The sequence below is a fragment of the Mycetocola sp. Y444 genome (genome assembly GCF_059445295.1).
This window is the reverse complement of sequence record NZ_JCAIUB010000001.1, coordinates 562,960-589,164: the sequence shown is the minus strand read 5'-3', so window position 1 is coordinate 589,164 and position 26,205 is coordinate 562,960. Positions and strand designations below refer to the sequence as shown.

Here is a 26,205-nt window from a genome sequence, read left to right as displayed (position 1 = left end):
ATCAGTACCTCACTCGCGGGTCGATGAGTGCCGCGATCACGTCGACGATGAAGTTGGTGAGGGCCACGATGACGGCGAGCAACACGACGATGCCCTGCACGGCCACGAAGTCACGGGCCTGCAGGTATTCGCTGAGCTGGAAGCCGAGGCCTTTCCACTCGAACGTGGTCTCGGTGAGGACCGCACCGCCGAGCAGAAGGGCGATCTGCAGGCCGATGACGGTGATGATCGGGATGAGGGCTGGACGGTAGGCGTGCTTCGTCACGAGCCTGAACTCGCTGACTCCGCGGGAGCGGCCGGCGTCGACGTAGTCGGTCGACAGCGTTCCGATGACGTTGGTTCGGACGAGCCGAAGGAAGATTCCCGCTGTAAGGAGTCCGAGGGTCAGCCCGGGGAGAACGGCGTGGGCGAGCACATCTCCGATGATCCCGGGGTCCCCGATGCGGAGCGCGTCCCACAGGTAGATTCCCGTCTTGCCCTCGAGGAGCTGCATCTCGAGTTCGGTGTTCGTTGTCCCCCTGCCCGAGACCGGGAGCACCTTCAGCCAGACCGAGAAGATCAGTTTGAGGAGCATTCCCGCGAAGAACACGGGGGTGGCGTACGCGAGGATCGCGAGCACTCGCAGGATGGCATCCGGAGTCTTGTCACGAAAATACGCGGCGACCATGCCGAGCGGGATGCCGACGATGAACGCGACGATGAGTGCGTAGAACGCGAGCTCGAGCGTGGCGGCACCGTAGGTGAGGAGGACTTCGAGAACCGGCCGGTTATCGCTCAGCGTCGTGCCGAAGTTGCCGGTGAAGATCTGGCCGAGGTATTCGAGGTACTGCACAAAGATGGGCCGGTCGTATCCGGCGGCAGCGACGCGTTCGGCGAGCTGGTCGGCCGTGAGGCGGTCACCGAGGGCCGCCGTGATGGGATCACCCGTCGTCCTCATCAGGATGAAGACCAGCGTGACGAGGATGAATACCGTCGGGATGATGAGGAGGAAGCGCACGACGAGGTAACGCCAGAAACCGCCGCTCGAGGATGTCCTGGAGGACTTGGGTTCCGGCTTCGGAACGGGGCTGGGTTGTCCGTTCGTCGCCGGGAGGGTGAGGGAACTCAGGGGTCGACCTGCCAATCGAAAAGGTGCAGGGCGACCGGACGGAACCGGTCGCCCTGCAGCGTGTGCCGAAGACGCTTCGGCGGTGTGCTTACTTGCTCAGTGGTGCGTAACGGAACTTGAACGACGCGTCGAGAGTGACCCCGTCGACGTCGGATCCGGCTACAGCCACCTGGGCACCCTGGAGGTAGGGCACTGTTGACAGCTCGGCGCCCACCTTGGCCTGGATCTCCTCGAAGATCGCCGCCCGCTCGTCCGGGTCGACCGTTGAGGCCTGAGCGAGGATCAGGTCGTTGACTTCCTGGTTGTCGTAGTGGTTGGCGAGGAAGTTCTCCTGCAGGAAGAACGGTGTCAGGTAGTTGTCACCGTCGGAGTAGTCCGGGAACCAGCCGAGCTGGTATGCCGGGTACACGTCGGTCGTGCGGTCCTCCGAATACTGCACCCACTCGGTGGTCTGCAGGTTGACCGTGAACAGGCCTGACGCTTCGAGCTGCGACTTAATCAGCGCGTACTCGTCACCGGACGACGGTCCGTAGTGGTCGTTCGAGTACTGCAGGTTCAGTACGACCGGCGTTGTGATGCCTGCCGCTTCGAGCCGCTCGGTCGCCTTCTCCTCAGAGGGAGCGCCGTTGCCGTCGCCATAGAGATCCTTGAGGATCGTCGTAGCTCCGGTCAGGCCCTCGGGCATGAACGAGTACAGCGGCGTGTAGGTGCCCTTGTAAACCTCTTCCGCGATCTCTTCCCTGTCGATGAGGTCGGCGACAGCCTGGCGGACGGCGAGCGCCTTGGCCGGGTCGGCCTCAGCGGTCGTTGCGCCGAACGGCTGGGTGTTGAAATTGAAGACGATGTAGCGGATCTCACCACCGGGCCCCTGGTGCACCGTAACGTCGTCGTTGCCCTCGAGGTCTGCCGTGTCCGTTGCGCTCAGGCTGCGGAACGCCACGTCGATGTCGCCCTCCTGGACGGCGAGTTTGAGGTTCGAGGACTCCGCGTAGTACTTGACGTTGACGGTCTCCGTCTCTGCCTCGCCCAGGAGACCCTGGTAGTCGGGGTTCGCCTTGTAGGAGATCAGGTTGTTGAAGTCGTAACTCGCGATCGTGTACTGCCCGGCGAACGCCTCACCGTCCACGATCTCGTCGTCGGGCGTCAGGGCATCAGCGGCGAACACCTCCTCGTCGACGATCGGCCCGGCGGGGCTTGAGAGGATCTGTGCGAAGACCTGGTCGTTCTCCTGCTTGAGGTTGAACACCACGGTGAGCTCGTCGGGGGTCTCGACACTGTCGAGGTTGTAGAGAAGCGACGACGGACCGTTGTCATCGGCGATCGCGAGCTGACGGTCGAACGAGAATTTGACGTCGGACGACGTGAGCTCGTTGCCGTTCGCCCAGGTGAGTCCCTCCTTGAGCGTCACCGTGTACTGCGCCGGCGACGTGAACTCGGCCGACTCCGCGATGTCCGGTTCGACATCCGGGCTGCCGTACGGGGTGTTCATGAGGAACGGGAACACCTGGTTCATGACGGCGAATGATCCGTTGTCGTACGAGCCTGCCGGGTCGAGGGTGGTTACCTTGTCGGTCGTGCCGACGGTGATCGAGTCTCCCCCGGAGCCCGACGAGTTGTTGCCCGAGGTTCCTGCGCAGCCGGAGATCGCGAGGGCAGTGACAGCGAACGCTGCTGTGGCTGTCGCGATTCGCTTGCCGTTGGTGGATGCGGATGCCATATCCGTCTCCCCTTCTGTGAATGTGCGGACACGACAGCGCAGACGGGTGTCTGCAGCGCCGCAGTGTTTTGGTGTGATCCTTTACTAGCACAGGACGATGCAGGAGGTGAGGCTATGTCCTCTTCAGCACGATGGATTTACACAGTCGCAACATTGGGATGAAGATCCTGCGACGGATACCCGGCCGAGGGCGATCCGTTCGTATTTCATCCGTTCATCAGTTCGAGCGGTTAAACACAAAACCCCCGCAACAGTTACCTGTTACGAGGGTTTGGTGAGTTGTGACCCCAACGGGATTTGAACCCGTGCTGCCGCCGTGAGAGGGCGGTGTCCTAGGCCGCTAAACGATGGGGCCGGAAACAACGTGTTCGAGTATGGCACACGAATCACACACTTTCAAATTGAGCGGGCCGGTGGCACCCGGCGCAGGCACGCTCAGGGTCTTTTCCCGCTCCCCCACGTGCGCAGGGGCCGAATTGTCCGGCCGGATTCTATGCACTACGGAGAATATTTCAAGCTCAGCCAGCCTCTTGCCCCGCGGGACGCCAACGGTATTAGCTCTGAGTATGAAACTGACCAAGCTCGAACACGCCGCCCTCGTTCTCGAAGAGTCAGGGAGGAAACTTTTTATCGATCCCGGATCATTCACGACTCCGATCACGGATGGTGCCCAGGCGGATGCCATTGTCGTCACGCACGAGCACGCCGACCACTGGACGCCGGAGCAGCTGGAGCGCATCAGATCGAAGAGTCCAGACGTACAGATTTACGGCCCCGCCGGATTCGCCCTCGCGGCATCCGGGTTCGATGTTCGGGTGGTGAAAGAGGGTGACAGGGTCGAGGTCGGGCCGTTCTCACTCGAGTTCTTTGGCGCCAGGCACAACGAGATTCACCGGTCGATCCCGATCGTCGACAACGTCGGCGTACTCGTCAACAACAGGGTCTATTACGCCGGCGATTCGTACACGATCCCCGCGGGGGTCGATGTCGACGTGATGGCCGTTCCCGCCGGCGCCCCGTGGCTCAAGATCGGCGAAGTCATGGACTTCGTTCTCGCGGTGAAGCCCCGGAGGACGTTCCCGACCCACGAGATGGTTCTCGCGAAAGCGGGCAAGGACATGGCCAACGCCCGGATCGAATGGGCCACCACCCAAAACGGAGGGGTGTTCTTCCCCCTGGGCCCGGGCGACACCCTGGATATCTGACGGTCGGGGCGGCATCGGGACGGGTACTGGCTCTCCATACACCACAGCCGTTCGCAACGCCACGGTGACGCGTGCGTTACCACTCCGCTCTGAATGCGGGCATACTCGTGCATACGCGGAACGGTCGAGCGCCGCTCCGCACGCACAGGGCTAGAGGAGCACGCAACGATGACAGACGAACCAGAGATCGAGCCGATCGAGATCACCTACGACGAGGATCGCTACCCGGCTCGCCCTCAACGGCTCCGTCCACGGTCCAACATGAGGACCAGCAGCATCCGCCGCTCGTTCTCCGACCCCCGTTCCGCCGACGCATCGAACCCGTCGTACGTGGAGTGGCTCATCCGCCAGTCCATGCTGCGTGACGCAGAGGTGCTCGGGCGAGGACTGTCCGGCCAGCCCAGCATGTGGCGGAACCCGTATGCGCGTCCCGACGCGCGGCGGGCGATCCAGACGGCATCCGTCTGGTTCACTGCTTACCCCATTTCGCTCATCACCGGACATCAGTCCTACCTCGCTGCCCTCGGAGATGACGCCCTGTGGGATGCCTTCGAGAAGATCGGCATCACAGCGGTCCACACCGGTCCCGTGAAGCAGGCCGGTGGAATCACCGGCTGGACGTCAACGGCCAGCGTCGACGGCCACTTCGACCGGATCAGCACGCAGATCGACCCCGCCTTCGGCTCGGACGACGAGTTCAGGCAGCTTTCCGACGTTGCCGAGCACCACGGTGGAAGCGTCATCGACGACATCGTTCCCGGGCACACCGGCAAGGGTGCGGACTTCCGTCTCGCCGAGATGGGCTACAAGGACTACCCCGGGATCTACCACATGATCGAGATCCCGGAGGAAGACTGGCACGAACTTCCCGAGGTACCCGACCACCGCGATTCAGTGAACCTCGACCCGGCTACAGAAGCCCGGCTCGCGGAGCTCGGCTACATCATCGGCCAGCTGCAGCGGGTCATCTTCTACTCGCCGGGAACCAAGGAGACGAACTGGAGCGTCACCGCTCCCGTGCTCGGGCCGGACGGCCGGACCCGTCGCTGGGTGTACCTGCACTACTTCAAGCAGGGTCAGCCGTCGATCAACTGGCTCGACCCAACGTTCGCCGGAATGCGACTTGTGATCGGCGACGCCCTTCACTCGCTCGGCGACCTGGGTTCGAGTGCGCTCCGACTCGACGCGAACGGATTCCTCGGCGTGGAGAAGAGCGCCGAGGGCTCCCCCGCGTGGTCAGAGGGACACCCGCTCTCCGAAGCGGCCAACCACGTCATCGCGAGCATGGTCCGCAAGGTCGGCGGGTTCTCCTTCCAGGAGCTCAACCTCACCATGGAAGACATCCGCGACACCGGCCGGGTTGGCGCTGACCTGTCGTACGACTTCATCAACAGGCCTGCCTACCAGCACGCTCTCGCGATGGGCGACACCGAGTTCCTCCGCCTGACCCTCCGGACGTCACTGTCCACCGGGGTCGAGCCGGTGAGCCTCGTCCACGCCATGCAGAACCACGACGAGCTGACCTATGAACTCGTCCACTGGGCAACCCTGCACCGCGCAGACCTGTACCCGTTCCGTGATGAGGAGATGACGGGCGCGCAGCTGGCTGAAACCATCAGGGCCGACCTCCTGGAGAAGCTCACCGGTGAGGCTGCGGACTACAACCTCGTGTTCACGACCAACGGAATCGCCTGCACCACGGCATCCGTCATCGCTGCGGCACAGGGCCTGACCACGCTCGACGCGATCACCGATGACCACATCGATGACATCCGGCGCGCGCACCTCGTCCTCGTCATGTTCAACGCCTGGCAGCCCGGCGTCTTCGCGCTCTCCGCGTGGGACCTGCTCGGAATGCTCCCCCTGCCGTCGAGCGAGGTCAAGGACCTCATCGCCGAGGGAGACACCCGCTGGGTGCACCGCGGTGCACACGACCTCATGGACGTCGAGCCGGATGCCACGGCGTCGAGTTCGGGGATGCCCCGCGGTCGTTCGCTGTACGGCTCACTGCCGACACAGCTCGAGGACGAGAACTCCTTCGCCAGCCAGGTGTCACGAATCCTCTCCGTCAGGTCATCGCTCGGAATCGACGTCGGCACCCAGCTCGACATTCCCGACGTTGCCCACCCGGGAATGCTCGTGATGGTCCACCGTCTCGACGGTGGTGACGCGACACTCGAGGATGCGCCTCTCCAGGTGACAGTGCTCAACTTCACCGGCGAGACGATCGAGGGCACCGTGCGCTCCGAGGCCTTCACGCCGCGTCACGTTGTGTACGACGCACAGTCGAGGGAGGACATCGGTCACGTCGACGATCTCCAGAGCTTCACCGTGCGCCTCGAGCCGTATGCGGGCCTCTGCCTCCTCGGCCGGGCCCCCGACGAGGAGCAGGTCGACCTCAGCGAGCTCGACGAGTAACTCTCTACTCCAGCCTCAGGGCGCCCCGGCAGACACCGCCGGGGCGCCCTGAGCCGTTAACCGGGGCGCACTGATGCGTCGTTCAGGCCGATCGATGCTCATGGTCGGCGTCCGTGAGAAACGCATTGCGCTGCTCGATCAGCTTTCGCATGTATCGGGCGAGCACGAGCCGCTCGGCCAGGCGGCCGAGAACCCCGAGAGGCGCGGCGAACGAGACCCGGTCGACCATGACAGATCCCGTTCCGTGCTGGCGGAACAGGTGCTCGTGCCGGAAGCACCGGAACGGACCGCGAACCTGCTCGTCGGTGAACGAGTGCGGTGCGCTCATCGCGGTGATGCGACTCGTCATGCGGAGCGGCAGCCCGAAGTGCCATGCCCGCCACGTCACCTCCTCATCGAGGCCGATGAGTCCCTCCGTCACGCCTCCGACCGCCGTCTCCCGTGACCTCGACATTGAGGCAGTGTGGGCTGTGATGTCGCGGGAGAGGTCGAAGAGCCGGTCAACGGGCAGCACCGACTCCGTGGTGCATTCAAAGGAGACCGGCATGGCGCACAACCTACCAGCAGGAGCGTTCCAAGGTTTGCGCTACGACTCAGCTCGGGTGCGGCTGCGCTGCCGTGCCGTGTAAATCCGCTCGACTACCCACAGCACAACACCGATGGCGAGGAGCGCGAGCGCGATCCCGTACTGCCCGCCGGGTCGGCCCGAGGTCCACGGAAGCACCAGGTAGAGGCACGTGATCGCACCGATGACCGGCAGAACGACGGGTGTACGGAAGGTCTTGTGCTCGACGGGCTGTCGCCGCAGCACCAGAACCGTCACATTGACGACAGCGAACACGGTGAGCAGCAGGAGTGAAGTCGTGCCGCCCAGGAGGGCGACGATGGAGCCCTCGGCATCGAGCGAAACATAGACGATGAGGCCAGCCGCGAGCACGCTCGTGAAGAGGATCGCCGCCCACGGCGTGCGTCGTTTCGGTGCCACTTTCGCCAGGAAGGGCGGCAGGACGTTCTGCCTGCTCATGCCGTAGAGCAACCGGCTAGCCATCATCATGTTGATGAGGGCGGTGTTGGCGACAGCGAACATAGAGATGAACGGCAGCAGGTTGTTGATCGGGAAGCCGGGCGCTGCAGCTTCGACGGCCGTCACAAGCGGTGTCTCACTCCCGACCAGCTGCCCGATGGGCACAAGCGCGACGACGGTGATCGATACGAGAACGTAGATGACCGCGGCGATACCGAGTCCGCCCAGCATCATCTTCGGGAAGATCCGACTCGGGTCTTTGGTCTCCTCGGCCATGTTGACGGAATCCTCAAAACCAACCATCGCAAAGAACGCCAGGGATGTGGCGGTACTCACGGCGAGCAGCACGTTCTTGTCCTCGGGGGTTTCAAAAGCAACCACCCGTGACCAGTCGGCGTTCCCGCCGGCGATCGCCCACATACCGATGAGGATGACGAGAAGCAGACCCGACAGCTCAACGAGGGTCAGGACGACGTTGAGCCACACGCTCTCGGTAACACCGCGGAGATTGACCAGCATGATCAGCAGGATGAACGCGAGCGCGATGACCATGGTCATCACGGTCTCGCCGGGGAGGTTGAAGGCCACAGCGAGGTTGGCCGCAAACGCACGCGAGGCGGTCGAAGCGGAGGTGATGCCAGAGCTCATCACGATGAAGCACACGATGAAGGTGAGGAAGTGGATGCCGAAGGCCTTGTGCGTGTACAACGCGGCGCCGGCAGCCTGCGGGAACTTCGTCACGAGTTCCAGGTAGGAGAACGCCGTCACTGTTGCCACTGCGAAGGCGAGGAGGAACGGCAGCCAGGCGGCCCCTCCGACTTCGGCTGCGACCTGCCCCGTGAGAGCGTAAATGCCGGTACCGAGGATGTCCCCGACGATGAACAGGAGCAACAGGCCAGGCCCAAGCACCCGTTTGAGTTCGTGCTTCTCGGGCTCGACAGTCTTGACGACTTGCGTCCAGGACGGATCACTCATTTTGTGCCCCTTCGTCGGACACCTAGCCGATCACATTGGGCGATCTACATCAAGCCTCTTTGACGAGATGTCGCCGGGCACACCCGCAACTGGTCGATGTTCGAGCCGGTTGCGGGTGGGACTGCTGGCGACTACGTCCGCGCACTCACGAGGTCTCAGTCGAATGATCGACCGCCGAGATGAGGGCGTCGACCGCGTTCAGCAACTCGTGGAGCGCCTGGCGTTCTATGGAGTCCTCACGCAGTTGTTGAACCGCGAAGGTTGCCGCGTTCGCGTATTTCCGAGCGTCAGCGATGAATGACTCTGATTCGAAGTCGGTCATGGCAGTCCTTTCGCCAGATGTCGTTGAAGAGGTGCACGAAAACGTCATCGGTGATGACGTTTGCGGTCACTCTTTCAGCTTCGGTCACTGGAACGTAAGGCCCTTGGTCCCTTCCGCCCTGGCGCCGTTGCCCGTGGCTTAAGCCAGGTCACGGAGCCGGTCGGTGACCGTGTTCCCGTCGCCGGCTCGACGCTCATAGGTGACCGCAATGATCAGGAGCACTGCGCCGACGACGGCAAGTGTTATCCACCACGGCATTGACTCGATCCCCCGGCCGATCTGCACCAGGAAGACGACCACGTTCTCGATCGGAAGCACGATGATTCCGAGCAGGAAGGGAGCCGCGAGCTTCGGACAGAAATTGGAATGCATGGTCGCCGCAACTGGTTAGGACGCAAAGAGCTCGATTGCCGTTGCCCGGCCGCCTCGAGTTCGCCGTGCCCCAGACTGAACACAACACGACACTGACCGATCAATACCAGGGAGAACGACATGACAGACATCGGAATCATCGGCAGCGGAGCGATCGGATCCGCTATCGCTCGCCTCGCCGTCAAGGCCGACTTCACCGTCATGATCGCGAACTCGCGTGGGCCAGAGTCACTCACAGACCTCGTCGACGAACTCGGACCCAATGCTCGGGCCGGCATGGTCCAGGATGCGGCGACCTTCGGCGAACTCGTCGTCCTGGCCATCCCGCTGAGTTCATACTCCAACCTGCCGGTGGCCAGCCTCGCAGGCAGAACGATTCTCTCGACCGGGAACTATTATCCGTACCGCGACGGGCGTATCGCTCAGCTGGACGCCCTTGAGACCACGACGGCGGAGTACGAGCAGTCACTCCTCCCCCACACGCACATCGTCAAGGCTTTCAACAACATCGTCGCCCACCACATCCCGCTCCTCGCCCACTCGGAGCCGCGTACAGCCCTCCCGGTCGCCGGTGACGACGTTGCCGCGAAGACGGAGGTCTCGAGCGTCGTGCATGCGCTGGGCTTCGACACCGTCGACGCCGGGACCCTGGCCGAGTCATGGCGATTCGAGCCCGAGTCGGGCGCGTATACGGCGGTCTACGCCGCGAACGAGGACGGCTTTGGGAAGGACTTCCTCGCCGACCGAGGAGCTCCGGTCGCTGCGGACCGTCTGCGTGAGCTGATCGCCGCATCACACCGACCCGACGTCGCGGCCCGGCAGTTCTGACCCACGGGCGCTGGGACTTTGAAAAAAATCGGTGTGGCCCGCGAGTTACTGGGCGTCGAGCCGCTCAGCAACCTCGGGCGGGAAACCACCGGTGGCAATCGGACCCCACCGGGTGGGCGTGATGCGGATCAACGACTTGTCCTGAACGGCCATTGCCGCACGGTACTCGTCCCAGTCCGGATGCTCGCCCGCGATGCACCGGAAGTAGTCAACCAGTCCGTCGGCGGCCTCCGGCATGTTCAGGACCTCCGCATCGCCATCGATCTGTACCCAGGGGCCGTCCCACTCGTCTGAGAAGACCACGACTGAGGTGTGCGGGTCCCTGGCAGCGTTGCGGGTCTTGCTGCGAGCCGGATAGGTAGAGATCACAATGCGACCTTCGGCGTCGACTCCCCCGGTCACGGGAGACATCTGGGGCCGGCCGTCCGCACGCGTCGTTGCGAGAAGCATCCGGTGACGGGTGCGGATGAAATCGAGGACTTCGTCGCGGTCGACGGGGGTTGAGGTTGCGATCGTTCGAGCCATGCCCCGACTATATCTCCGCCGGCATGGTCGGGACAGGCATCACTGTGGTGCCGAGGAGCTGAAGGCCCTCGTAGTCGCGCGACCCGGGTTCCGCCGTGAGCACCGTGAGTTGTGCGGGTAAATCTCCCACAAGATCGAGGCCGTTGTAGTGCAACGTCAGTTCGCCGACCATGGGGTGATTGATCCGTTTCAGTCCCGTAGCGTGTTGCCACACGTCGTGACGACTCCAGAGCTGCCGGAAGTGATCGCTACGGGTCGAAAGCTCACCGACGAGGTCGTGGAGTTCCTTGCTGTGCGGGTCGCGGCCAGCTTCGGTGCGCAGCTGCGCGACATTCGTCCCGGCCACGGTTTCCCAGTCGGGGTAAAAACGTCGGGCAACCGGCTCAAGGAAGATAAACCTGGCAAAGTTCGGCGGCGTTGTGGTCGAACTCGCGATCATTTCGTTCATCAGAGCACCGCCGAGCGGGTTCCACGCCAGCAGATCTGTCCGACCGTTCCCGATCAGGGCGGCCGCAGACTGCATCGAGTCGAGGAACCACTGAATGCTGGGCGATGGCCGCCAGTGTCTCGCGACCTTCGCCCTTGCCCGAGGGGCCGCGGCGGCGCTTTCCGTTGGGCGCGCGAGCCGGTACAGATGCTCGCGTTCAGCGACGCCCATGAGCAGCGCCTTCGCTAAACCGTCAAGTACCGCGTCAGACGCGCCACCAATAGCGCCGCGTTCCAGGCGCGCGTAATACTCCACACTGACGCCTGCCAGCGCAGCCGCCTCGCCCCGACGCAAACCGGGTACCCGCCGGTCGCTGCCACGAGGCAGTCCGACCTGCTCGGGCTCGACCCGGGCCCGCCGCGTCATGAGGAAGTCGCGAACCTCCGCTTGGTGCTCCATCACTGAAGTTTAGGTCGACACGGATCGCGAGTGGGATGCCCTGTCGGGGCACGTTAAGACGGGGACTCCCGCGCGCACGAATCACACGGTTTCCTGAGGTCATGCCCGTTCGATTCCTTGCCGCAACGGTGGCGGTTCTGCTGCTCACGAGCGTTGCAGCGTTTGCGAGCAACGCGACCACTGCCAGCGACGCGCACACCGCCAGCGACGCGAGCACCGCCACAAGTCCTCGGATTCAACTGAACGATTCCAGAGCCGCCATGCAACTCGCGGAGCGGCTCCCACGATCTCTGCTGTTCGGCGACCGTATGGGCACCGCGCAGGTCGCCTATCTGGCCGAACCGCCTGCAACTTCGGCTGTCGATCCCATCAGCGATTACCGGGCCGGTGACGTCGGCTATTGGGCGGCTGAGCACAGTATCGTCATCTTCGTCACCGATGGCGCGGGCATCCCGCACGACAGCGTTGTACTCGTTGGGCACGTTTCGGATGGCCTGAGCGGGTTGGCCGGATGCAATCGGAACTGTCTCGTGTTCGTTGACCATTCACCGGACGGACGCGCCGGGGTGGAGGAAACCGATGGATAACACCGCCCCCTCGACAAGTCGCGGTAACTACCTGCTTCGCCTCCGATCCGCACCTGTCTGGATCGCGACGATTCTCGCAACCTTGACGGTGTTTGGTCCGTTGTCGATGGATCTCTACCTCCCGGTTCTCCCGAGCCTTGCGGACGACCTCAGCACCACGGTTTCCGCGGCGCAACTGACCATGACGACCTGCTTGTTTGGCCTCGCTTTTGGGCAAATCATCGCTGGTCCGCTTTCCGACCGGTATGGCCGTCGACGCCCCCTCGTCGCCGGCCTGGTCATTTACACGATCGCGTCTCTGCTGTGCGCACTCAGCCCGTCCATTGCTGCGCTCGTCGCTTTTCGACTCGTGCAGGGACTCGCCGGAGGCGTCGGACTGGTGATCGCGCAAGCCGTCGGCAGGGACATTTATCACGGGCACAAACTCACGCGCTACTACAGTCGCATCATCGTCCTTTCCGGCCTTGCAGCAATCGTCGCTCCCGTGATCGGTGGGCTGATCGCCTTGATCATCGACTGGCGCGGTTTCTTCGTCATCCTCACGGCGCTGGGCGTACTCGTCACCGCAGCCGTCGCAGCAGGGTTCGGTGAGACCCTTCCCATGAATGCGCGGCTCGCTGGCGGGATGCGTCAGATGTCGGGCCACGTCGGTGTGCTGCTGCGGGACAGACTGTTCGTTGGTGCGACCATCTCCAGCTCGCTCACGTCGGCCGCCTACTTCGCCTATCTCGCTGGCTCCCCGTTCGTGCTCGAGAACATCTACGGGCTGGCACCCGCGCAGTTCGCCCTCGTCTTTGGGGCAAACGCGGCAGGATTTGCCACTTTCGGGTTCCTTGCCGGACGCGCGGCCGAGCGATGGAGCGAACGCCGAGTCTTCGTGATCGGACTTGTGCTGATGATTCTCGGTGGCGCGATCCTCACAACCACCGTTCTGACTGGACTACCGCTTCCGCTGACGCTCGTTGCGCTCTTCCTGGTCGCCGCCGGGGCGGCAACGGTGTCACCCCCTGCGACGACCCTCGCACTCGTCGACTATCCCCAATACGCAGGCACCGCCGCGGCCATTCTCGGGCTCGCGCGATTCGCAGCGGGAGGAATTGCAGCACCGTTCGTCGGCCTGGCTGGCCCTCAGAGCATGGTGCCCATGGCACTGGTCGTCCTGGGAACCGCCACAACCGCCACGGTCGTGTACATGAGGCTCGTCCACCCGGCGCCCGTGAGAACGGAACCATAATCAGGGCTTGCGCACGAAACCTGTTTCCTGGCGGGCAACCCGGGCGGTGTGCCGCATCGGCCACCTCCACCCCGGCGCCTCGCTTGCCGTCGTTCTCTGTGCAGCGTTAGCGAGGCGCCGGGGCGGCCGCCTCGATTTGTGCCAGCGCGTTGAGCGTGCGGGGGTATGTACGCGACCAGGGCGGTGAGTACGCCAATCAAGTCGGTGCGACTGTTACCAACGTTGAGGTTGGCCGTCACGTGACTCTTCACCTGGCTGTCGGCCCCGCCGAGCGCAGCGAGCAGAGCGAAGGTGATGAGTTCCCGCTGTTTCAGGTCGAAGCCGGTGCGGGTGTAGTAATCACCGAAGCAGTTCCCCGAGAGGAAGTGCTGGAAATGGAGACTGTCGGCTGATGAACGGGCGTAGAGTCCATCGATGGTCTCCGAGCCAAAGATCCCCTTCTGCAGTGCCAGCCCGGCGGCCATCCGTGTATCGGGAGTCGTCGTCGCCTGACCGTCCACGGGAAGCGGGATGCCCCGCTCGGCGAAAATCTCGTTGGTGGCCACAATGGCGTCGAGGGCGCGCGCAATGCCGACGTACGCGACGGACTGATAAGTCAGCTCCTTCACCTGGATCGCTGTGACGCCAACGTCGAGCGCTGCGCCGAGAAGAAGCCGGAACTCGCGCACAGCGCCAACGGCGATCGCTGCCGCGAGTTGATAGATGAGTCGGTCTGTGCGGGCCAGATCGACGTGTCGGAGGGTCTCGCCGAAAGCAAAATCCTGGTAGAGCGCAAAGAACTCAGGATCGGTCTCCGAGAGCGGCGGTCCCGAGGATACTCGTGCAGTGGGATGGACAATCTCACGTTCTCGCCGGGCTTCGTCGCGGATGGTCATCGTGTTCCTTTGCGCTGTTGCGTCGACAGTGACGTCAGATGAAGTCGAGGACTTCGTCGCGATCGACGGTGGTTGAGGTAGCGATTGTTCGAGCGATGCCCCGACTCTATCCGCGACGCCGCGAAACCATGAAACGCCGACGTGTTTTCTCTCGTGGACGGAAAATGCACCCGGATGCCCGCGCTAGGTACCGAAACGACTCTCTGCGCGGAGCCGCTCCGTGAGAACATCCAGGACAGGCAACTGTCCCTTGACCAGCTTCGCTCGTGCTTCTGCCAGCCCCACCCACCGCGCATCGTCGATTTCGGGGAACTCTTTCACGACCCCTGACCCCCTGGGCCACTCCAGCTCGAACGTATTACTCACCACCCGATCGACGGCGAAGTCTGTTTCTGCGGCGAAGACGGTCACCACCTTTCCCGATGGCTGGCGGAATTCCCCCAGGCTGGTATACCGCACATCAGGCGCGGGCGCACCGATCTCCTCCGCGAACTCCCGCCGTGCGGCTGCAAAGGGATCCTCGTCCGGCTCGTACTCTCCCTTCGGAATGGACCAGGCCGCAGCCTGCCTGCCCGCCCAGAACGGTCCGCCCATGTGGGCGATCCACACTTCCGGCTCACCTGCAGCCGTCAGCCGATACAGCAGGATGCCGGCGCTGTGCACGACCATCAGCTCGCCCCTCCGTTCCGATTTCTCACCTACTGACCCACCGGTCACCCCGAGCTTATGCGCCTCACGGGGCCGGATGAGCTTCCGCTGCGGCGGCGGCCGCCGGTTCTACTGCCACGCACCGAGGCTGGCGATCGAGGCGTCAATCATGTCGTAGTCCGTGGCTTTGTGCTCGATGGTGCTGCGGTAGTAAATGGGGCCGATTGCCTGGGCGGCTGCAAGCAAGGGATCACGGAGAAGGACAATCTCGCCGCGGTTCTGCGCATCGACGAGGCACGCGGCCAGGCGCTCGGACAGCGTTTGGGCGAATCGGCTTCGGCGAGCGTCCATGCCATCGTCCCAGAGTGCGGTGCTGGCAAGCGTCGCCGCGACGACGCGCACATCATGGTGATCGAGTTGACGGGCCAGCGAGACGAGTTGCGCACGGAGCCACCCCCGTGTGGGAATCGCGGGGCTATCGAAGAAGGGCATGGGAACGGTGGCCATCGCCTCCGCGAGCAGCTCAGCGCTGGTTGGCCAGTGACGATAGACCGTCGCGCGTCCGATCCCCGCGTGTTCAGCGATTCGCGCATGAGTCACCGCGCTCGGCCCCGCAGTCACAAGCAAGTGTCGCGCGGCGTCCAGTATCGCTTCGCTGCTCCGCTGGAACCTCGGGTCCGTTTCCTTCTTCATGCTCCAAGTCTATGAGACATCTTGACTTATACACGATATCCCATGAGGCTTTGTCTTATGACGCATAATGTCTCACAAACGCTGCGAGTGGCGGTTCTCGGGGCGACCGGTGCCACTGGTCGCCACGTCGTTGCCGCTGGTCTTCGTTCCGGCCACGACGTGGTCGCCCTCACGCGCAGGCCACGCTCTTTCGAGCCTTCACGGGGGCTCACGGAGTTCGCGTGGCCCGACGTCACGGATCCCGGTCCGCTGGCGGATACGTTTTTGGGTGTGGACGCAGTTATCAGCACCATCGGCGGACCAGCCAGGGGGCCGACCACGGTGTGCACCGACGCGATGAATGCGGCTGTGCCGGCAATGGTCAAGGCGGGGGTGTCGCGTCTGATCGTGGTCAGCGCTCATGGCGTTCTTGAGAGCCACGATCGGTCCCTGTTTTCGATCTTGGCGTGGGCGGGGGTGGGTGAAAAGCTGAAGGACAAGGAGACGATGGAACCGCTGATCACTTCTTCCGGGCTGGAGTGGACAATCGTTCGCCCGCCGACGCTGAAGAACGCTCCACCGGCCGGCGACTATAAGGTCGGCGAGGATCTTCTCATTCGTCCGTGGCACGCCATCGGCCGGGCAGACCTCGCAGCGTTCCTGATTCACGAGGCAGAGATGGCCCGGTTTGTCCGTCAATACCCGAGGATCCACCGATGACGGCCCCATACGAGCTCGAGGGGAAGGTCGCGGTTGTTACGGGGGCGACCGGAGGCATGGGGCGGGTCATCGCCCTCGAGCTGGCCCGGGCCGGCGCTCTCGTGATTGCCATTGCCAGGAACCCGCGGACTGCCGATACCCTCGCTTCGCAGATCCGGGGTGAAGAGGGCCCCGGCGGCTTCGAGGTCGTCGTCGGCGATTTGTCGAGGCGCGACGGAATAATCGGCGCCAGTCGCGCCATCCTTGCGCAGCACACATCCATCCACCTCCTGGTGAACAACGCCGGTGCCCATTTCCGCGACCGCCGTGTTTCCCCCGATGGGCTGGAAATGCATGTCGCCGTGGACTACCTGGCCGCTTACGGCTTGACCACGCTCCTTCTACCCGCCCTCCGGCGGGGTCGGGCGCGAGTGGTCAACGTGGCATCCGACAGCCTCCGCGACACCCGACAGGTGAAGCTGAGCGGCAGACCTCGACCAGCGACGCTCGACAGCAGCGACCTTGGCGACCTCACAAGACTCAACCCCGCGCCGGGGTTCGTGCCGTTCGAGGCGTATGCGCGGGCGAAACTGCTCACGGTGATGGCCGGTTACGACCTCGCCCGCACGGTTGCATCAGACGGTGTAACTCTGAACGCGCTGCACCCCGGAATCGTGGCAACCGAGATCATCAATGACCTCATTCCTGCCGTGCTCCGTCCGGTGGGGGGCCTGATCCGACGGTCCATGCTCACCCCGGCACAGGGGGCGGCTGCGACGCTGCACCTGGCTACCACCGCCGGGTTGAAGGGAGTGACCGGGCGTTACTTCGTTCATGGTGCCGAGACCCGCACACCGCCCATTTCGTATGACCTGATCGCACAGGCTGGACTACGCGACGCCAGTGATCGGTTTCTCGCCGGAGATTGAGTCGAAGCCGCAATCGGCGAACTTCGCGTTATGCCCTTGGCATTTCGAACCGAAGTACCTGCACGGCTCCCGAGCCAAGTCACGCCGAGGTCGAGGTCGAACCCCGGAAGTCGTCGTCCGTGATGTGCTCGAACCACGTTGTCGTTTCCGCGGGATCGTCCGCATTTTCGAACATGGCCAGGTGCTCCATGAAGGTACCAGCGGCGGAAGCGTGCCAGTGTTCCTGACCCGGCGGCGTATAGATTGTCTGCCCGGGGTGCACTTCGACGATTTCGCCGTCGCGGGTACCGAACCGGCCAATGCCGCTGGTGACCCGGAGGTACTGCCCGCGGGCATGGGAATGCCAGGCGGTGCGAGCACCAGGAGCGAACCGAACGATGCCGACAACCATGCGCTGGTCGTCGTCGTGCGGGACCGTGATGGGGTCGAACCAAACGTCGCCGGCGAACTGCTCCGGCGGGTTTGTGATCGTCGGCTGAGTCGGCTCAATGTTCATCGGGCTGCTTCTTTCCTGATCCGGGCCGTCGCTTCGGCGGTTAGAGGGCGATCATAACCTTGAGAGCTTCGCGGTCATCCATTGCCCGGTACGCGTTGGGCACAGCGTCGATGCCCGACGTCCAGTGAACGCGACAACCTGTCCGTGAGGGAGTCTCTGTGGAAGGGTGTACCAACAGAGAACCCCTTGCGTTGGCGCGGCGACGTAGTCTCGGGGCATGGACAATCACGCTGAGGTTCGAGAGTTCCTTATGTCGCGCCGCGCCAGAATCACTCCGGAGCAGGCGGGGCTGCCCGCCGGGCCCAATAGGCGTGTTACCGGGCTTCGCCGCACCGAGGTTGCAACGCTCGCCGGCGTCAGCGTCGAGTACTACGCCAAGCTCGAACGCGGTGCCATCAGCGGAGCCTCATCGTCGGTACTCGAGGCCATCGCCCGAGCCCTCAGCCTCGATGACACGGAACGAACACACCTGTTCGATCTCGCCCGCGCGGCCGACGGCATCCCACTGTCCGGGCGCCCACGCGGCCGGTCTCACAAGAACACGGTGAATCGGCCCAGTCTGCACTGGGTGCTCAGCACCATTACCGGCGGGGTTGCCTTCGTCCGGAACCAGCACCAGGACCTCTTGGCCACGAACGACCTCGGCCGCGCGTTCTACTCGCCCCTCATCGGCGACGGCGGCCGCACTCCGAACCTCGCTCGGTTCCAGTTCCTGGATCCCTCATCACGCGACTTCTACCCGGACTGGGACCTGTTCGCTGAGATGTGCGTCTCGATCATGCGCACCGACGCGGGCCGTGACCCGAACGATACGGCCCTGCAGGATCTCGTCGGCGAGCTCTCCACTCGCAGCGACACCTTCCGTCAGCTCTGGGGAGCACATAACGTGCGGACTCACGGGTCTGGAACCAAACGTTTTCACCATCCCGTGGTCGGCGAACTTACACTCGCCTACGAAGAGCTCATGATTACCGCAGACCCTGGGCTTGTCCTCATGGTCTACACCGCTGAGCCTGGCTCCCCCAGCGCCGAAAGGCTGCAGGTACTGGCCAGCTGGGGAATCCCGGAAGCGTCGACGCCGAGCCGGAACATTTTTTGAAGGAGAGAGCAAATATGCAACTGAACGATCTGCTCGCAGCGCTCAACGCGGCACGCACGATCGAAGGAGGGTCGCCGCTGCACAGCGTCATGCTCGAGGTCAGCCAGGATGCCCTGAAGATCACCGCAGAGATGAACAACGGGTATCACGAACCCGAGCGGGTGCGACAACTCCTCGCGCAATTGACCGGACGCGACGTTGACGACTCGGTGACGGTGTTTCCGCCGCTGTATGCGGACTTCGGAAAGAACATCGTTCTCGGAAAACGGATCTTCATCAACTCGGGGTGCAAGTTCCAGGACCAGGGTGGCGTGACGATCGGCGACGACAGTTTAATCGGGCACAACGTGGTTCTCGCAACGCTGAACCACGATATGAGCCCCTCCCGGCGCGCTGACGTCCATCCCGCGCCCATAACCATCGGCCGCAACGTGTGGATTGGATCGAACGCAACCATCCTTCCCGGCGTGACGATAGGTGACAACTCCGTCGTCGCGGCGGCTTCAGTTGTGACCAAAGACGTCCCGGTCAACGCCGTCGTGGTCGGGTCGCCGGCCCGCGTAGTCCGTACGCTGACCCCGGACTCCGTGGAGGAGCCGGCTAGCGGAAACGACACGGAACCAATTGATCCTGTCGGCTAGCTGAAGCCGGACCCTACTGACGGCACAGCGGCAACAGAGGGCGCAATGGCCAGCCCGTTGAACATGATCAGGTTTCGAGCGTGGCGATGGGCTGACCCTTTTCCACGATGTAGGTGGAGAGCATCCGACCGGTGCCGGGTCCCAGGTCGGTTGCGTTATGGGACACCCCGGGCGGGATGAGGAATCCGTCGCCGGTGTTGAGGGTCTGGGTGGTGTGGTCTTCCCGCTCCATCTGCACCTTGCCGGCGACGATGTAGCCGACCTCTTCGCCAGGGTGGTGGTGCCAGCCTGAGGAAACATTCACCGGGATCTCGGTCAGAACCTGCACGATGTCACGGCCGGGGATCGAGGAGGGGACGTGCTGGATCTCGGTACGTTTGAGCACGCCCCGCAGCTCGTCTGTGTCCCGGGGATTGGCGTTGTCTGCAGAGGCGGTCTGGTCGGTCATGATTGATTCCTTTTGTTGGCGGGGAGAGAAATTCCGCGACTCGTTGAGGAGCAACGCGTTGAGCTCATGTGCCACCTGTTCGGGTTCGTCCTCGACGAGGAAGTGACTGGCGGCCAGTCCTCGTCCACGGAGGTCATCGGCCCATGGCCGCCACACAGCGAGGACGTCGCCGTACAACTTCGGCAGCGCACCTGTGGCGCTCCAGAGGACGAGGACGGGGCACCGGATGCCATTGCCGGCGCTGAGATCGGCTTCGTCGTGCATGCGGTCGAGACTTGCCCCGGCCCGGTAGTCCTCGCAGATCCCCTCCACCACACTGGAGTCGTCCAGCAGGGCGCGGTAGATCGCCATTAGCTCCGGTGGGTATTGCTCGGTTTTGCGACCGAGACCGAGCGCGCGCACATGCAGGTCGAAGAATGCAGATGGGTTGGAGTTGATGAGGGCTTCGGGCAGCGGTGCCGGTTGAGCGAGGAATACCCAGTGCCAGTAGGTGAGGGCAAACTCGGCGTCTGCCCTCCGCCACACCTCCGCCGTGGGTACCACGTCGAGTACGGCGATGGCGGTGACGCGTTCCGGGTGGTCAATCGCCATCCGGTAGGCAACACGACCACCGCGATCGTGACCTGCGACCGCGAACTCGTCGTGTCCGAGCGACCGCATCATCTGGACGAGGTCGTTGCTGATCTGTCGTTTGGAGTAGGCGGAGTGATCGCCAGTCAGCGGTGGGTGGAAGGAGGAACCATATCCGGGCAGGTCTGCGGCGATGACCGTGTGCTCACCGGCCAGGGCATCGACCACCGTATGCCACATGATGTGGGTTTGCGGATATCCGTGCAGGAGCAGAACCGGTGAGCCGCTGCCACCGACGCGGGCGAAGATCTTTCCGCGCTCCGTCTTCACGTACTTCTGTTCAAATCTCTCGAACATGACGCCTCCTTCCCGCCGTGTCGGTGAGACGACATGGCGTTCGTTGGCTTGGTTCTCAGCTCCTGATGAACTCGAGCAGGTCAGCGTTGAAGCGGTCGGTGTGGGTGTCCATGAGCCCGTGCGGGGCGCCGGGGTAGTAGATCTCCTTCGCCCCCTTGATCAGCTGGGCGGACTTGTGGGCGGAGTCCTTCACCGGGACGATCTGGTCGTCATCCCCGTGCAACACCAGCGTCGGAACGTCGAATGCCTTCAGATCTTCGGTGAAATCGGTCTCCGAGAAGGCCTTGATGCTCGCGTACGCGTTGCGCAGGCCGGACTGCATGCTCCACAGCCAGAATTGCCGCAACACACCCTCGGAGACATTCGAGCCTTCCCGGTTGGCACCGTAGAAAGGAGTGGCCAGGTCCGTATAGAACTGGGAGCGGTCCTTCACGAGGTTCGTTCGGAGTTCGTCGAATGCGCTGATCGGCAGACCCTCGGGGTTCGCGTCCGACTGCACCATGATCGGAGGGACGGCGGACACGAGGATCGCTTTGGCAACCTTGCTTGTGCCATGCCGGCCGATGTAGCGCGCGACTTCACCCCCGCCGGTGGAATGACCGACGGCGACCACGTCCGTGACTCCGAGCGCGTCAATGACGGCGGCGAGGTCATCAGCGTAGCCATTCATGTCGTTGTTGTTGGTGGGCTGACTGGATCGGCCGTGACCGCGACGGTCATGGGCGATGACCCGGTAGCCCTGCTCTGCGAGGAAGTGCAGCTGCCCGTCCCAGGCGTCGGCGCTGAGCGGCCAGCCGTGGGAGAAGGTGATGACGGGACCCTCGCCCCAGTCCTTGTAATAGATCTGCGTTCCATCTTCCGTGGTTATGTAACTCATCGTTATTTCTCCTTATTGTGTGCTCGAGCTGGCGAGCGGACGGGGTGTGGGGTGCGGGAATGGTCAGCTGATCGCGGCGATGCAATCGATTTCTACGCCGTATCCGGGGAGGTTTGCTCCTACCGCTGTCCTGGCCGGGGTTCGGGATCCGAATAGGCGGACGTATGCTTCGTTGAATTCGGGGAGGTCAGCGAGGTCGGCCAGGAACACGCCGCACTTGACAACGTCGCCAAGCGTGGCACCGGCAGCGTCGAGGATCGCCGAGAGGTTTACCATCACCAGCTCGGTCTGTTCTGCGATGGTCCCGGTGACTAACTCCCCGCGTCGCGTGGGCCTCTGTCCGGAGACGAACACGAACCGGCCTTCTGCCACAACGGCTGATACGTAGGGAGCAGCGGGTGAGGCTCCACGCCGGATGTAGTCCATGATCATTCGCTGTCGGTGCCGGCGTCCACAAGGGTCAGTTGCCGCCGCAGGTTGCGTCTGCCGCTTCCCTGATCAGGTCGACGAGCTTGGCAGCTTCGGGAATTGCGACGGTGTGCGACCCTTCGGGAAGCTCGACCGTCTTGCGCGATTCCGCGCGCTCTGCCATGAACCGGTGCACGGCTGCAGGGATGTTGAAATCCTTTGATCCGAACAGGAACCACGACGGGATCGTCTTCCACGCGGCCTTTCCAGCCTTCTGCCCGAACGCCGATTCGAGGATCGGGCGCTGCGTGACGGCCATGACGCTGGCGACGTCGGCCGGAGAGTCAGCTGCAAACTGTGCGTGGTACCGGGACTGCATGATGTAGAGGTCGTTGTCACCGTCGGGCTGCTCGACCTTGGTGAGGGTCTCCCCCAGCGTCGAGCCGGGCATCTTGCCGGCCAGATCGCCGGGTGTCTCGCCCTCTTCCGGTGCGAATGCGCCAGCGAAGACGAGCGCCTTGACGTTCGGGTTGTCGGTGCCGCCGCCACTGATGACCATACCGCCGTAGGAATGTCCGACGAGCACGATATCGCCCGTGACGTCGACCAGGAGAGCGCGGAGATACTCCGAATCGAACGTGACTCCTCGGAGCGGGTTGGCGACCGCGATTGTCGGGTACCCCTCGGCGAGAAGCCCAGAGATCACCCCGTTCCAGCTCGATGATTCGGCGAAGGCGCCGTGCACGAGAACGACGGTCGGCTTATCGCGGGCGGTTTCGGTGATGGACATGGTGCTTCCTCCTGGATGTCGGGGATCGTTGTTGATCCCGAGGAGGAGTGATCCCGCCAGGAGCTTCCTCGCCCGGTAACACCCATGGTCCCGGGTTTGAAGCGCGGGGTCGCCCATGCCAGCGCCCCTCCCAGGGCGATGATTTCCGGGGTGTGTGGCCCCCTGCTGGCGGGGGTTAAACAAAGATCAAAGGCAGCCTGGCCGTGATCGTGGTTCCACCCCGTGGCGGGCTCTGAACCGTTAGCGATCCGCCAAGGGCCTCCACGCGGTCCTCTAGCCCGATCAGGCCCGAACCCCTGGTCATGTCTGCGCCGCCGATTCCGTCGTCGGCGACGGTGACAATGAGTGCATCTTCGGTCGGGGTGATCGAAATTTCAGCGGTAGACGCCTGCGCGTGCTTTGCCGTATTAGCGAGCGCTTCCGACATGACGTAGTACGCGGCGACTTCCACGCTGTCCGGATGCCGTGCGGGCTTCGGCAGGTTGAGCCTGACCGGGATGGTGGATCGCCGGGCGAGGGAACGAGCCGCTGGCACAAGGCCGCCCTCTGACAGGATTGCCGGGTGAATCCCGCGGGACAGCTCGCGGAGTCCGTCGAGTGCTGCGACAAGGCTGTCTGTGATCTCCGCCACGCGTGAGCGGGCATCCGCGTCAGCAGAAAGCTGCTGTTCGACGGTTCGCAGGTCCATCGAGATCGAGACGAGGCGCTGTTGGATGCCGTCGTGGAGGTCTCTCTCGAATCGACGTCGTGTTTGGTCGGCGGTTTGAACGATACGGGCGCGGGATTCGATGAGCTCCAGCCGGGACTTCATGTTTCCGATTGCCGTCGCGATAAGTTCCGCGAATTGCCCGAGTCGCGCCTCGGTCTCGGGCGGCAGTCGCCCCGGAGCCATGGAGACCACGACGATGGCCCCCCAGAGCCGGTTCTCCACAAACACCGGTCCGGCGAGTGTCTCGGTGATTCCCATGCGAACAGAGAGCTGTGCGAAGAGGCCCTCACCTCCTTCGAAGCCATGTTGTCTGGCGGGGCGATGTGTGCGGTAAACGTAGTCGCCAGGATTATCGCCGCCAAAGGGGAGCGTTTGGCCGATGAATCTGTCCAGGTCTGGCTCTCCCCAGGCGGCTACGATCGTCCCGAATTCGTCGTTCTCGTAACGGATGATAACCGCCCCCTCAACACGGTGCAGGAGCGCGAGTTCGCGGACGATCGTGGGGAGGGTTACGTTCCATTCCTCACGCGCGACAACCGTAGCCACGCGTCGCAGCGCCTCCTGTTCGTCAGCGAGAACTTGCCGAGAGTTGCGCGCGTCCAGGTTGGAGAGAGCCACCCCGACCAGGTCAGCGAACTTGACCATTCGCGCCTCGGTCTCGGCTGGTAGCGGCGTCCCGGTGACTGACCCCACCACCAACGCGCCCCACAGGCGCCCGGCAGCACGGATCGGTGCTCCAACCGCACAACGCAGTCCCACAGCGCGTTGGAGGCCGCCGAGTTGACCTTCGATGGAACCGTCATCTTCCACCCGCGCTGGCAAGCCTGTGGCACGGACTTGGCCGGTGACGCTGTTGCCGAGGGTACTGAGTTGCCTCCCGACTGTGATGCCGCCGTCCACTGTGCCCCAGCTGCCCACAGACGTCACCATGTCCTCGTCGTCGAATCGCAGCACGTGCGTGCCCGACACGTGAGTCACTCGACCAAGCTGCTCTGCGACCGCGTGAAACAGATCGTCAGCCGCACTTTCCCTGGCGACTAAATCGGCGACCCGCAACAGAGCTGCTTGTTCAGCGATGAGTTGTTCCATCTCCTCCTGAGTTCGGCTGTTCGCGAGCACGGAACCGATCAGCTCGTCAAAACCGCTCAGCCGCTCTTCCGTGTCAGCTGGCAGCATGACACGGCCGACCGAGTGAACGAATATCGCCCCCCACATTTTGCCGCCGAGCACAATCGGAACCCCGACAGATGACGTAATGCCGAGCCCTCTTCCGGCCACGTTCACATCCGCTGCCGTGGGGTCAGGAGCAAAATCCTGACGTACGGGCTTTTGGGTGCGAATCACCTCCCGGGCCAGGTGATCATCATCGAGTAACCAGTGATCGAGATCGATGATCTTCGCATCCCGCGCAGCCCAAGCTGCGAACACCGCAGTCCGATCTCGACTGTCAACGCGCAAGATTTCGACAAAATCCGCGTCAACCGTGTCCGCCACATGGTGGGCCGCTGTCTCCAGAACCACCCGAGGCGAAGCCCCCTCCGCTACAAGAGCGGCAGCTGCGCGCAACGCAGCCAGTTCGCCGTCGATGCCATTCACACGAGGTTCGCCCATCACCGTGACTCCGACCGCGTCCCGTTGGCTAATCTGGGAAGATTCAAGACCAAGAATGCAGTAAAAGCTGAGTCCGCGATAGGGGGCGGAGCGCATGGGAAGTCGAGTGGTAATCGTCGATGACGACGTGCTGCTGAGGGAAGGCCTAGCGAGCCTTCTCGCTCGCACGGGGCTGGACGTCATTGCCCAGGCCTCCGACACCGTCGCGGTTCTGGATGTGGTGCGTGTGCTCCAGCCTGACCTGCTCATCATTGACATCCGGATGCCACCGACCAACACGATAGAGGGACTCGTTGCCGCGAAATCCGTGAGGGCGGTTTGTCCAGCTGTCCGGATACTGGTCCTGTCGTCCTACGTCGAGGTGGAGCACGCCATTGACCTCCTCACGAGCGGTTCCGGCATCGGGTATCTGCTTAAGCAACGGATCACCGAGATCGACACCTTCATCGCGTCACTTGCCCGGGTCGTGGCCGGCGAATCTGTCATCGACCCGGCGCTCGTAGAAGAGCTTGTGCGTGCTCGCCGGACTCGTAACCCTCTGGACCTACTTACCCCCAGAGAACGAGAAGTGCTCGTACTCATGGCGGAAGGTCGATCGAATCTCGGCATCAGTAAGGCCCTGTATCTCTCCGAAGGCACTGTTGAAAAGCACGTGCACCGAATACTCGCCAAGATGGACCTCGGCAGCGAAAACACCAGCCACCGCCGAGTACTCGCCGTACTCACCTACCTGGACCAGGCACACTGACGTCACAGGTGGATTCGCGGAGCGCGTGCCGGAGGCATGTGCGTGGTTGATCACAGCGCCGTGGCAGAAACGTCGCCGAAACGCGAATCACGGCAACAAAAAACCCCCGCCGAAGCGAGGGTTTTTACTGCTGGGGTACCTGGACTCGAACCAAGAACAAACGCCCTTCAGCGATATGGAGCCTGGCTCAGCGTGCTCGTCAGCGCTGCGATATTCGCGGTCGCACACGGCGTGACCCCCGTTCTGCCCGTCGCATTCGTCGTCGGCATCGTCACTGCCCTGCTCTTCCGTAAAACGCAATCCGTCTGGCCGGGTGTCATGGTTCACGCGGTGAACAACGCTACTGCCTTGACTGCCCCACTGCTGCTCTCCGCTGTCAGCGGATAGGTCGCCACGGGAGAGTATCAATCCTCAAAAATAACGACCT

Annotated in this window: 28 protein-coding genes and 1 tRNA gene; 11 read left to right on the top strand and 18 right to left on the bottom strand. The window is 63.3% G+C overall.

Going from position 1 to position 26,205, the window contains the following annotated elements:
- Position 1: 1 nt before the first annotated feature.
- From AC1C2M_RS02835 to AC1C2M_RS02825, 3 genes are all read right to left on the bottom strand, one after another.
- Positions 2–1,123, bottom strand: coding sequence for an ABC transporter permease (locus AC1C2M_RS02835; protein WP_483404464.1), 1,122 nt, complete (start codon positions 1,121–1,123; stop codon positions 2–4).
- Between the two features lie 73 nt (positions 1,124–1,196).
- Positions 1,197–2,825, bottom strand: coding sequence for an ABC transporter substrate-binding protein (locus tag AC1C2M_RS02830; protein ID WP_495435182.1), 1,629 nt, complete (start codon positions 2,823–2,825; stop codon positions 1,197–1,199).
- Between the two features lie 282 nt (positions 2,826–3,107).
- Positions 3,108–3,180 (bottom strand) — tRNA-Glu (locus AC1C2M_RS02825).
- A 211-nt stretch (positions 3,181–3,391) separates the two neighbouring features.
- Between AC1C2M_RS02825 and AC1C2M_RS02820 the strand changes: the two genes are divergently transcribed.
- Both AC1C2M_RS02820 and treS read left to right on the top strand, forming a co-directional pair.
- The gene (locus AC1C2M_RS02820; protein WP_495435181.1) at positions 3,392–4,030 is read left to right on the top strand and encodes an MBL fold metallo-hydrolase; all 639 of its coding nucleotides are present in this window, start codon (positions 3,392–3,394) and stop codon (positions 4,028–4,030) included.
- Positions 4,031–4,198: 168 nt separating this feature from the next.
- The gene (treS, locus tag AC1C2M_RS02815) at positions 4,199–6,448 is read left to right on the top strand and encodes a maltose alpha-D-glucosyltransferase (protein WP_495434176.1); all 2,250 of its coding nucleotides are present in this window, start codon (positions 4,199–4,201) and stop codon (positions 6,446–6,448) included.
- A gap of 82 nt (positions 6,449–6,530) precedes the next feature.
- Here treS and AC1C2M_RS02810 read toward each other — a convergent pair whose 3' ends face one another.
- From AC1C2M_RS02810 to AC1C2M_RS02795, 4 genes are all read right to left on the bottom strand, one after another.
- Entirely contained in the window at positions 6,531–6,995 is a 465-nt protein-coding gene (locus AC1C2M_RS02810) for an SRPBCC family protein (protein ID WP_495435180.1), read from the bottom strand.
- Positions 6,996–7,034: 39 nt separating this feature from the next.
- Positions 7,035–8,447, bottom strand: a complete 1,413-nt coding sequence (locus AC1C2M_RS02805; RefSeq protein WP_495435179.1) for an APC family permease — start codon at positions 8,445–8,447, stop codon at positions 7,035–7,037.
- A 145-nt stretch (positions 8,448–8,592) separates the two neighbouring features.
- Complete coding sequence (locus tag AC1C2M_RS02800) at positions 8,593–8,769, bottom strand: hypothetical protein (RefSeq protein ID WP_483404470.1); 177 nt, start codon at positions 8,767–8,769, stop codon at positions 8,593–8,595.
- A 138-nt stretch (positions 8,770–8,907) separates the two neighbouring features.
- Positions 8,908–9,141 (bottom strand): SCO7613 C-terminal domain-containing membrane protein, encoded by a 234-nt coding sequence (locus tag AC1C2M_RS02795; RefSeq protein ID WP_495435178.1) that lies wholly within the window; start codon positions 9,139–9,141, stop codon positions 8,908–8,910.
- Between the two features lie 120 nt (positions 9,142–9,261).
- Between AC1C2M_RS02795 and AC1C2M_RS02790 the strand changes: the two genes are divergently transcribed.
- Complete coding sequence (locus tag AC1C2M_RS02790; RefSeq protein ID WP_495435177.1) at positions 9,262–9,969, top strand: NADPH-dependent F420 reductase; 708 nt, start codon at positions 9,262–9,264, stop codon at positions 9,967–9,969.
- 45 nt (positions 9,970–10,014) lie between these two features.
- On the opposite strand, the gene AC1C2M_RS02785 is transcribed toward AC1C2M_RS02790, so the two are convergent.
- Both AC1C2M_RS02785 and AC1C2M_RS02780 read right to left on the bottom strand, forming a co-directional pair.
- A complete protein-coding gene (locus AC1C2M_RS02785; protein WP_495435175.1) occupies positions 10,015–10,494 on the bottom strand; it encodes a PPOX class F420-dependent oxidoreductase in 480 nt (159 codons plus the stop codon).
- A 7-nt stretch (positions 10,495–10,501) separates the two neighbouring features.
- Entirely contained in the window at positions 10,502–11,380 is an 879-nt protein-coding gene (locus AC1C2M_RS02780) for a helix-turn-helix transcriptional regulator (RefSeq protein WP_495435174.1), read from the bottom strand.
- A gap of 101 nt (positions 11,381–11,481) precedes the next feature.
- On the opposite strand from AC1C2M_RS02780, the gene AC1C2M_RS02775 reads away from it, so the two are divergent.
- Both AC1C2M_RS02775 and AC1C2M_RS02770 read left to right on the top strand, forming a co-directional pair.
- Positions 11,482–11,967 carry a cyclophilin-like fold protein gene (locus tag AC1C2M_RS02775; protein WP_495435172.1) on the top strand — a complete coding sequence of 162 codons (486 nt, stop codon included), beginning with the start codon at positions 11,482–11,484 and terminating at the stop codon, positions 11,965–11,967.
- A complete protein-coding gene (locus tag AC1C2M_RS02770; RefSeq protein WP_495435171.1) occupies positions 11,960–13,201 on the top strand; it encodes a multidrug effflux MFS transporter in 1,242 nt (413 codons plus the stop codon). The genes AC1C2M_RS02775 and AC1C2M_RS02770 overlap by 8 nt, the downstream gene beginning before the upstream one ends.
- On the opposite strand, the gene AC1C2M_RS02765 is transcribed toward AC1C2M_RS02770, so the two are convergent.
- The 3 genes from AC1C2M_RS02765 to AC1C2M_RS02755 all read right to left on the bottom strand — a co-directional run bounded on the left by AC1C2M_RS02765 (position 13,096) and on the right by AC1C2M_RS02755 (position 15,417).
- Positions 13,096–14,076 carry a carboxymuconolactone decarboxylase family protein gene (locus AC1C2M_RS02765; protein WP_495435170.1) on the bottom strand — a complete coding sequence of 327 codons (981 nt, stop codon included), beginning with the start codon at positions 14,074–14,076 and terminating at the stop codon, positions 13,096–13,098. The two genes, AC1C2M_RS02770 and AC1C2M_RS02765, sit on opposite strands and share 106 nt — an antisense overlap.
- 183 nt (positions 14,077–14,259) lie before the next feature.
- Complete coding sequence (locus AC1C2M_RS02760) at positions 14,260–14,745, bottom strand: NUDIX hydrolase (RefSeq protein ID WP_495435169.1); 486 nt, start codon at positions 14,743–14,745, stop codon at positions 14,260–14,262.
- A 108-nt stretch (positions 14,746–14,853) separates the two neighbouring features.
- Positions 14,854–15,417 carry a TetR/AcrR family transcriptional regulator gene (locus AC1C2M_RS02755; protein ID WP_495435168.1) on the bottom strand — a complete coding sequence of 188 codons (564 nt, stop codon included), beginning with the start codon at positions 15,415–15,417 and terminating at the stop codon, positions 14,854–14,856.
- 42 nt (positions 15,418–15,459) lie between these two features.
- Here AC1C2M_RS02755 and AC1C2M_RS02750 point away from each other — a divergent pair, with 42 nt between their 5' ends.
- Complete coding sequence (locus AC1C2M_RS02750) at positions 15,460–16,116, top strand: NAD(P)-dependent oxidoreductase (RefSeq protein WP_495435167.1); 657 nt, start codon at positions 15,460–15,462, stop codon at positions 16,114–16,116.
- Positions 16,113–17,024, top strand: a complete 912-nt coding sequence (locus AC1C2M_RS02745; RefSeq protein WP_495435166.1) for an SDR family NAD(P)-dependent oxidoreductase — start codon at positions 16,113–16,115, stop codon at positions 17,022–17,024. The genes AC1C2M_RS02750 and AC1C2M_RS02745 overlap by 4 nt, the downstream gene beginning before the upstream one ends.
- A 79-nt stretch (positions 17,025–17,103) precedes the next feature.
- Here AC1C2M_RS02745 and AC1C2M_RS02740 read toward each other — a convergent pair whose 3' ends face one another.
- Positions 17,104–17,520, bottom strand: coding sequence for a (R)-mandelonitrile lyase (locus tag AC1C2M_RS02740; protein ID WP_495435165.1), 417 nt, complete (start codon positions 17,518–17,520; stop codon positions 17,104–17,106).
- Positions 17,521–17,737: 217 nt separating this feature from the next.
- Between AC1C2M_RS02740 and AC1C2M_RS02735 the strand changes: the two genes are divergently transcribed.
- Together AC1C2M_RS02735 and AC1C2M_RS02730 are read left to right on the top strand one after the other, a co-directional pair.
- Positions 17,738–18,619 carry a helix-turn-helix transcriptional regulator gene (locus tag AC1C2M_RS02735; protein WP_495435164.1) on the top strand — a complete coding sequence of 294 codons (882 nt, stop codon included), beginning with the start codon at positions 17,738–17,740 and terminating at the stop codon, positions 18,617–18,619.
- 14 nt (positions 18,620–18,633) lie between these two features.
- Positions 18,634–19,260: a sugar O-acetyltransferase gene (locus AC1C2M_RS02730; RefSeq protein ID WP_495435163.1), complete on the top strand. Its 627-nt coding sequence runs from the start codon at positions 18,634–18,636 to the stop codon at positions 19,258–19,260.
- A gap of 67 nt (positions 19,261–19,327) precedes the next feature.
- Here the strand turns inward: AC1C2M_RS02730 and AC1C2M_RS02725 are convergent, their stop codons facing one another.
- The 5 genes from AC1C2M_RS02725 to AC1C2M_RS02705 all read right to left on the bottom strand — a co-directional run bounded on the left by AC1C2M_RS02725 (position 19,328) and on the right by AC1C2M_RS02705 (position 25,030).
- The gene (locus AC1C2M_RS02725; RefSeq protein ID WP_495435162.1) at positions 19,328–20,635 is read right to left on the bottom strand and encodes an alpha/beta fold hydrolase; all 1,308 of its coding nucleotides are present in this window, start codon (positions 20,633–20,635) and stop codon (positions 19,328–19,330) included.
- A gap of 55 nt (positions 20,636–20,690) precedes the next feature.
- Positions 20,691–21,512 carry an alpha/beta fold hydrolase gene (locus tag AC1C2M_RS02720; protein WP_495435161.1) on the bottom strand — a complete coding sequence of 274 codons (822 nt, stop codon included), beginning with the start codon at positions 21,510–21,512 and terminating at the stop codon, positions 20,691–20,693.
- Positions 21,513–21,575: 63 nt separating this feature from the next.
- Positions 21,576–21,944: a RidA family protein gene (locus AC1C2M_RS02715; protein WP_495435160.1), complete on the bottom strand. Its 369-nt coding sequence runs from the start codon at positions 21,942–21,944 to the stop codon at positions 21,576–21,578.
- Between the two features lie 28 nt (positions 21,945–21,972).
- A complete protein-coding gene (locus AC1C2M_RS02710; protein ID WP_483404489.1) occupies positions 21,973–22,710 on the bottom strand; it encodes an alpha/beta fold hydrolase in 738 nt (245 codons plus the stop codon).
- Positions 22,711–22,885: 175 nt separating this feature from the next.
- Positions 22,886–25,030 (bottom strand): GAF domain-containing sensor histidine kinase, encoded by a 2,145-nt coding sequence (locus AC1C2M_RS02705; RefSeq protein WP_495435159.1) that lies wholly within the window; start codon positions 25,028–25,030, stop codon positions 22,886–22,888.
- 94 nt (positions 25,031–25,124) lie between these two features.
- Here AC1C2M_RS02705 and AC1C2M_RS02700 point away from each other — a divergent pair, with 94 nt between their 5' ends.
- Both AC1C2M_RS02700 and AC1C2M_RS02695 read left to right on the top strand, forming a co-directional pair.
- The gene (locus AC1C2M_RS02700) at positions 25,125–25,778 is read left to right on the top strand and encodes a response regulator (protein WP_483404491.1); all 654 of its coding nucleotides are present in this window, start codon (positions 25,125–25,127) and stop codon (positions 25,776–25,778) included.
- Positions 25,779–25,814: 36 nt separating this feature from the next.
- Positions 25,815–26,165: a CPBP family intramembrane glutamic endopeptidase gene (locus AC1C2M_RS02695; protein WP_495435158.1), complete on the top strand. Its 351-nt coding sequence runs from the start codon at positions 25,815–25,817 to the stop codon at positions 26,163–26,165.
- The last annotated feature ends 40 nt before the right edge of the window (positions 26,166–26,205 follow it).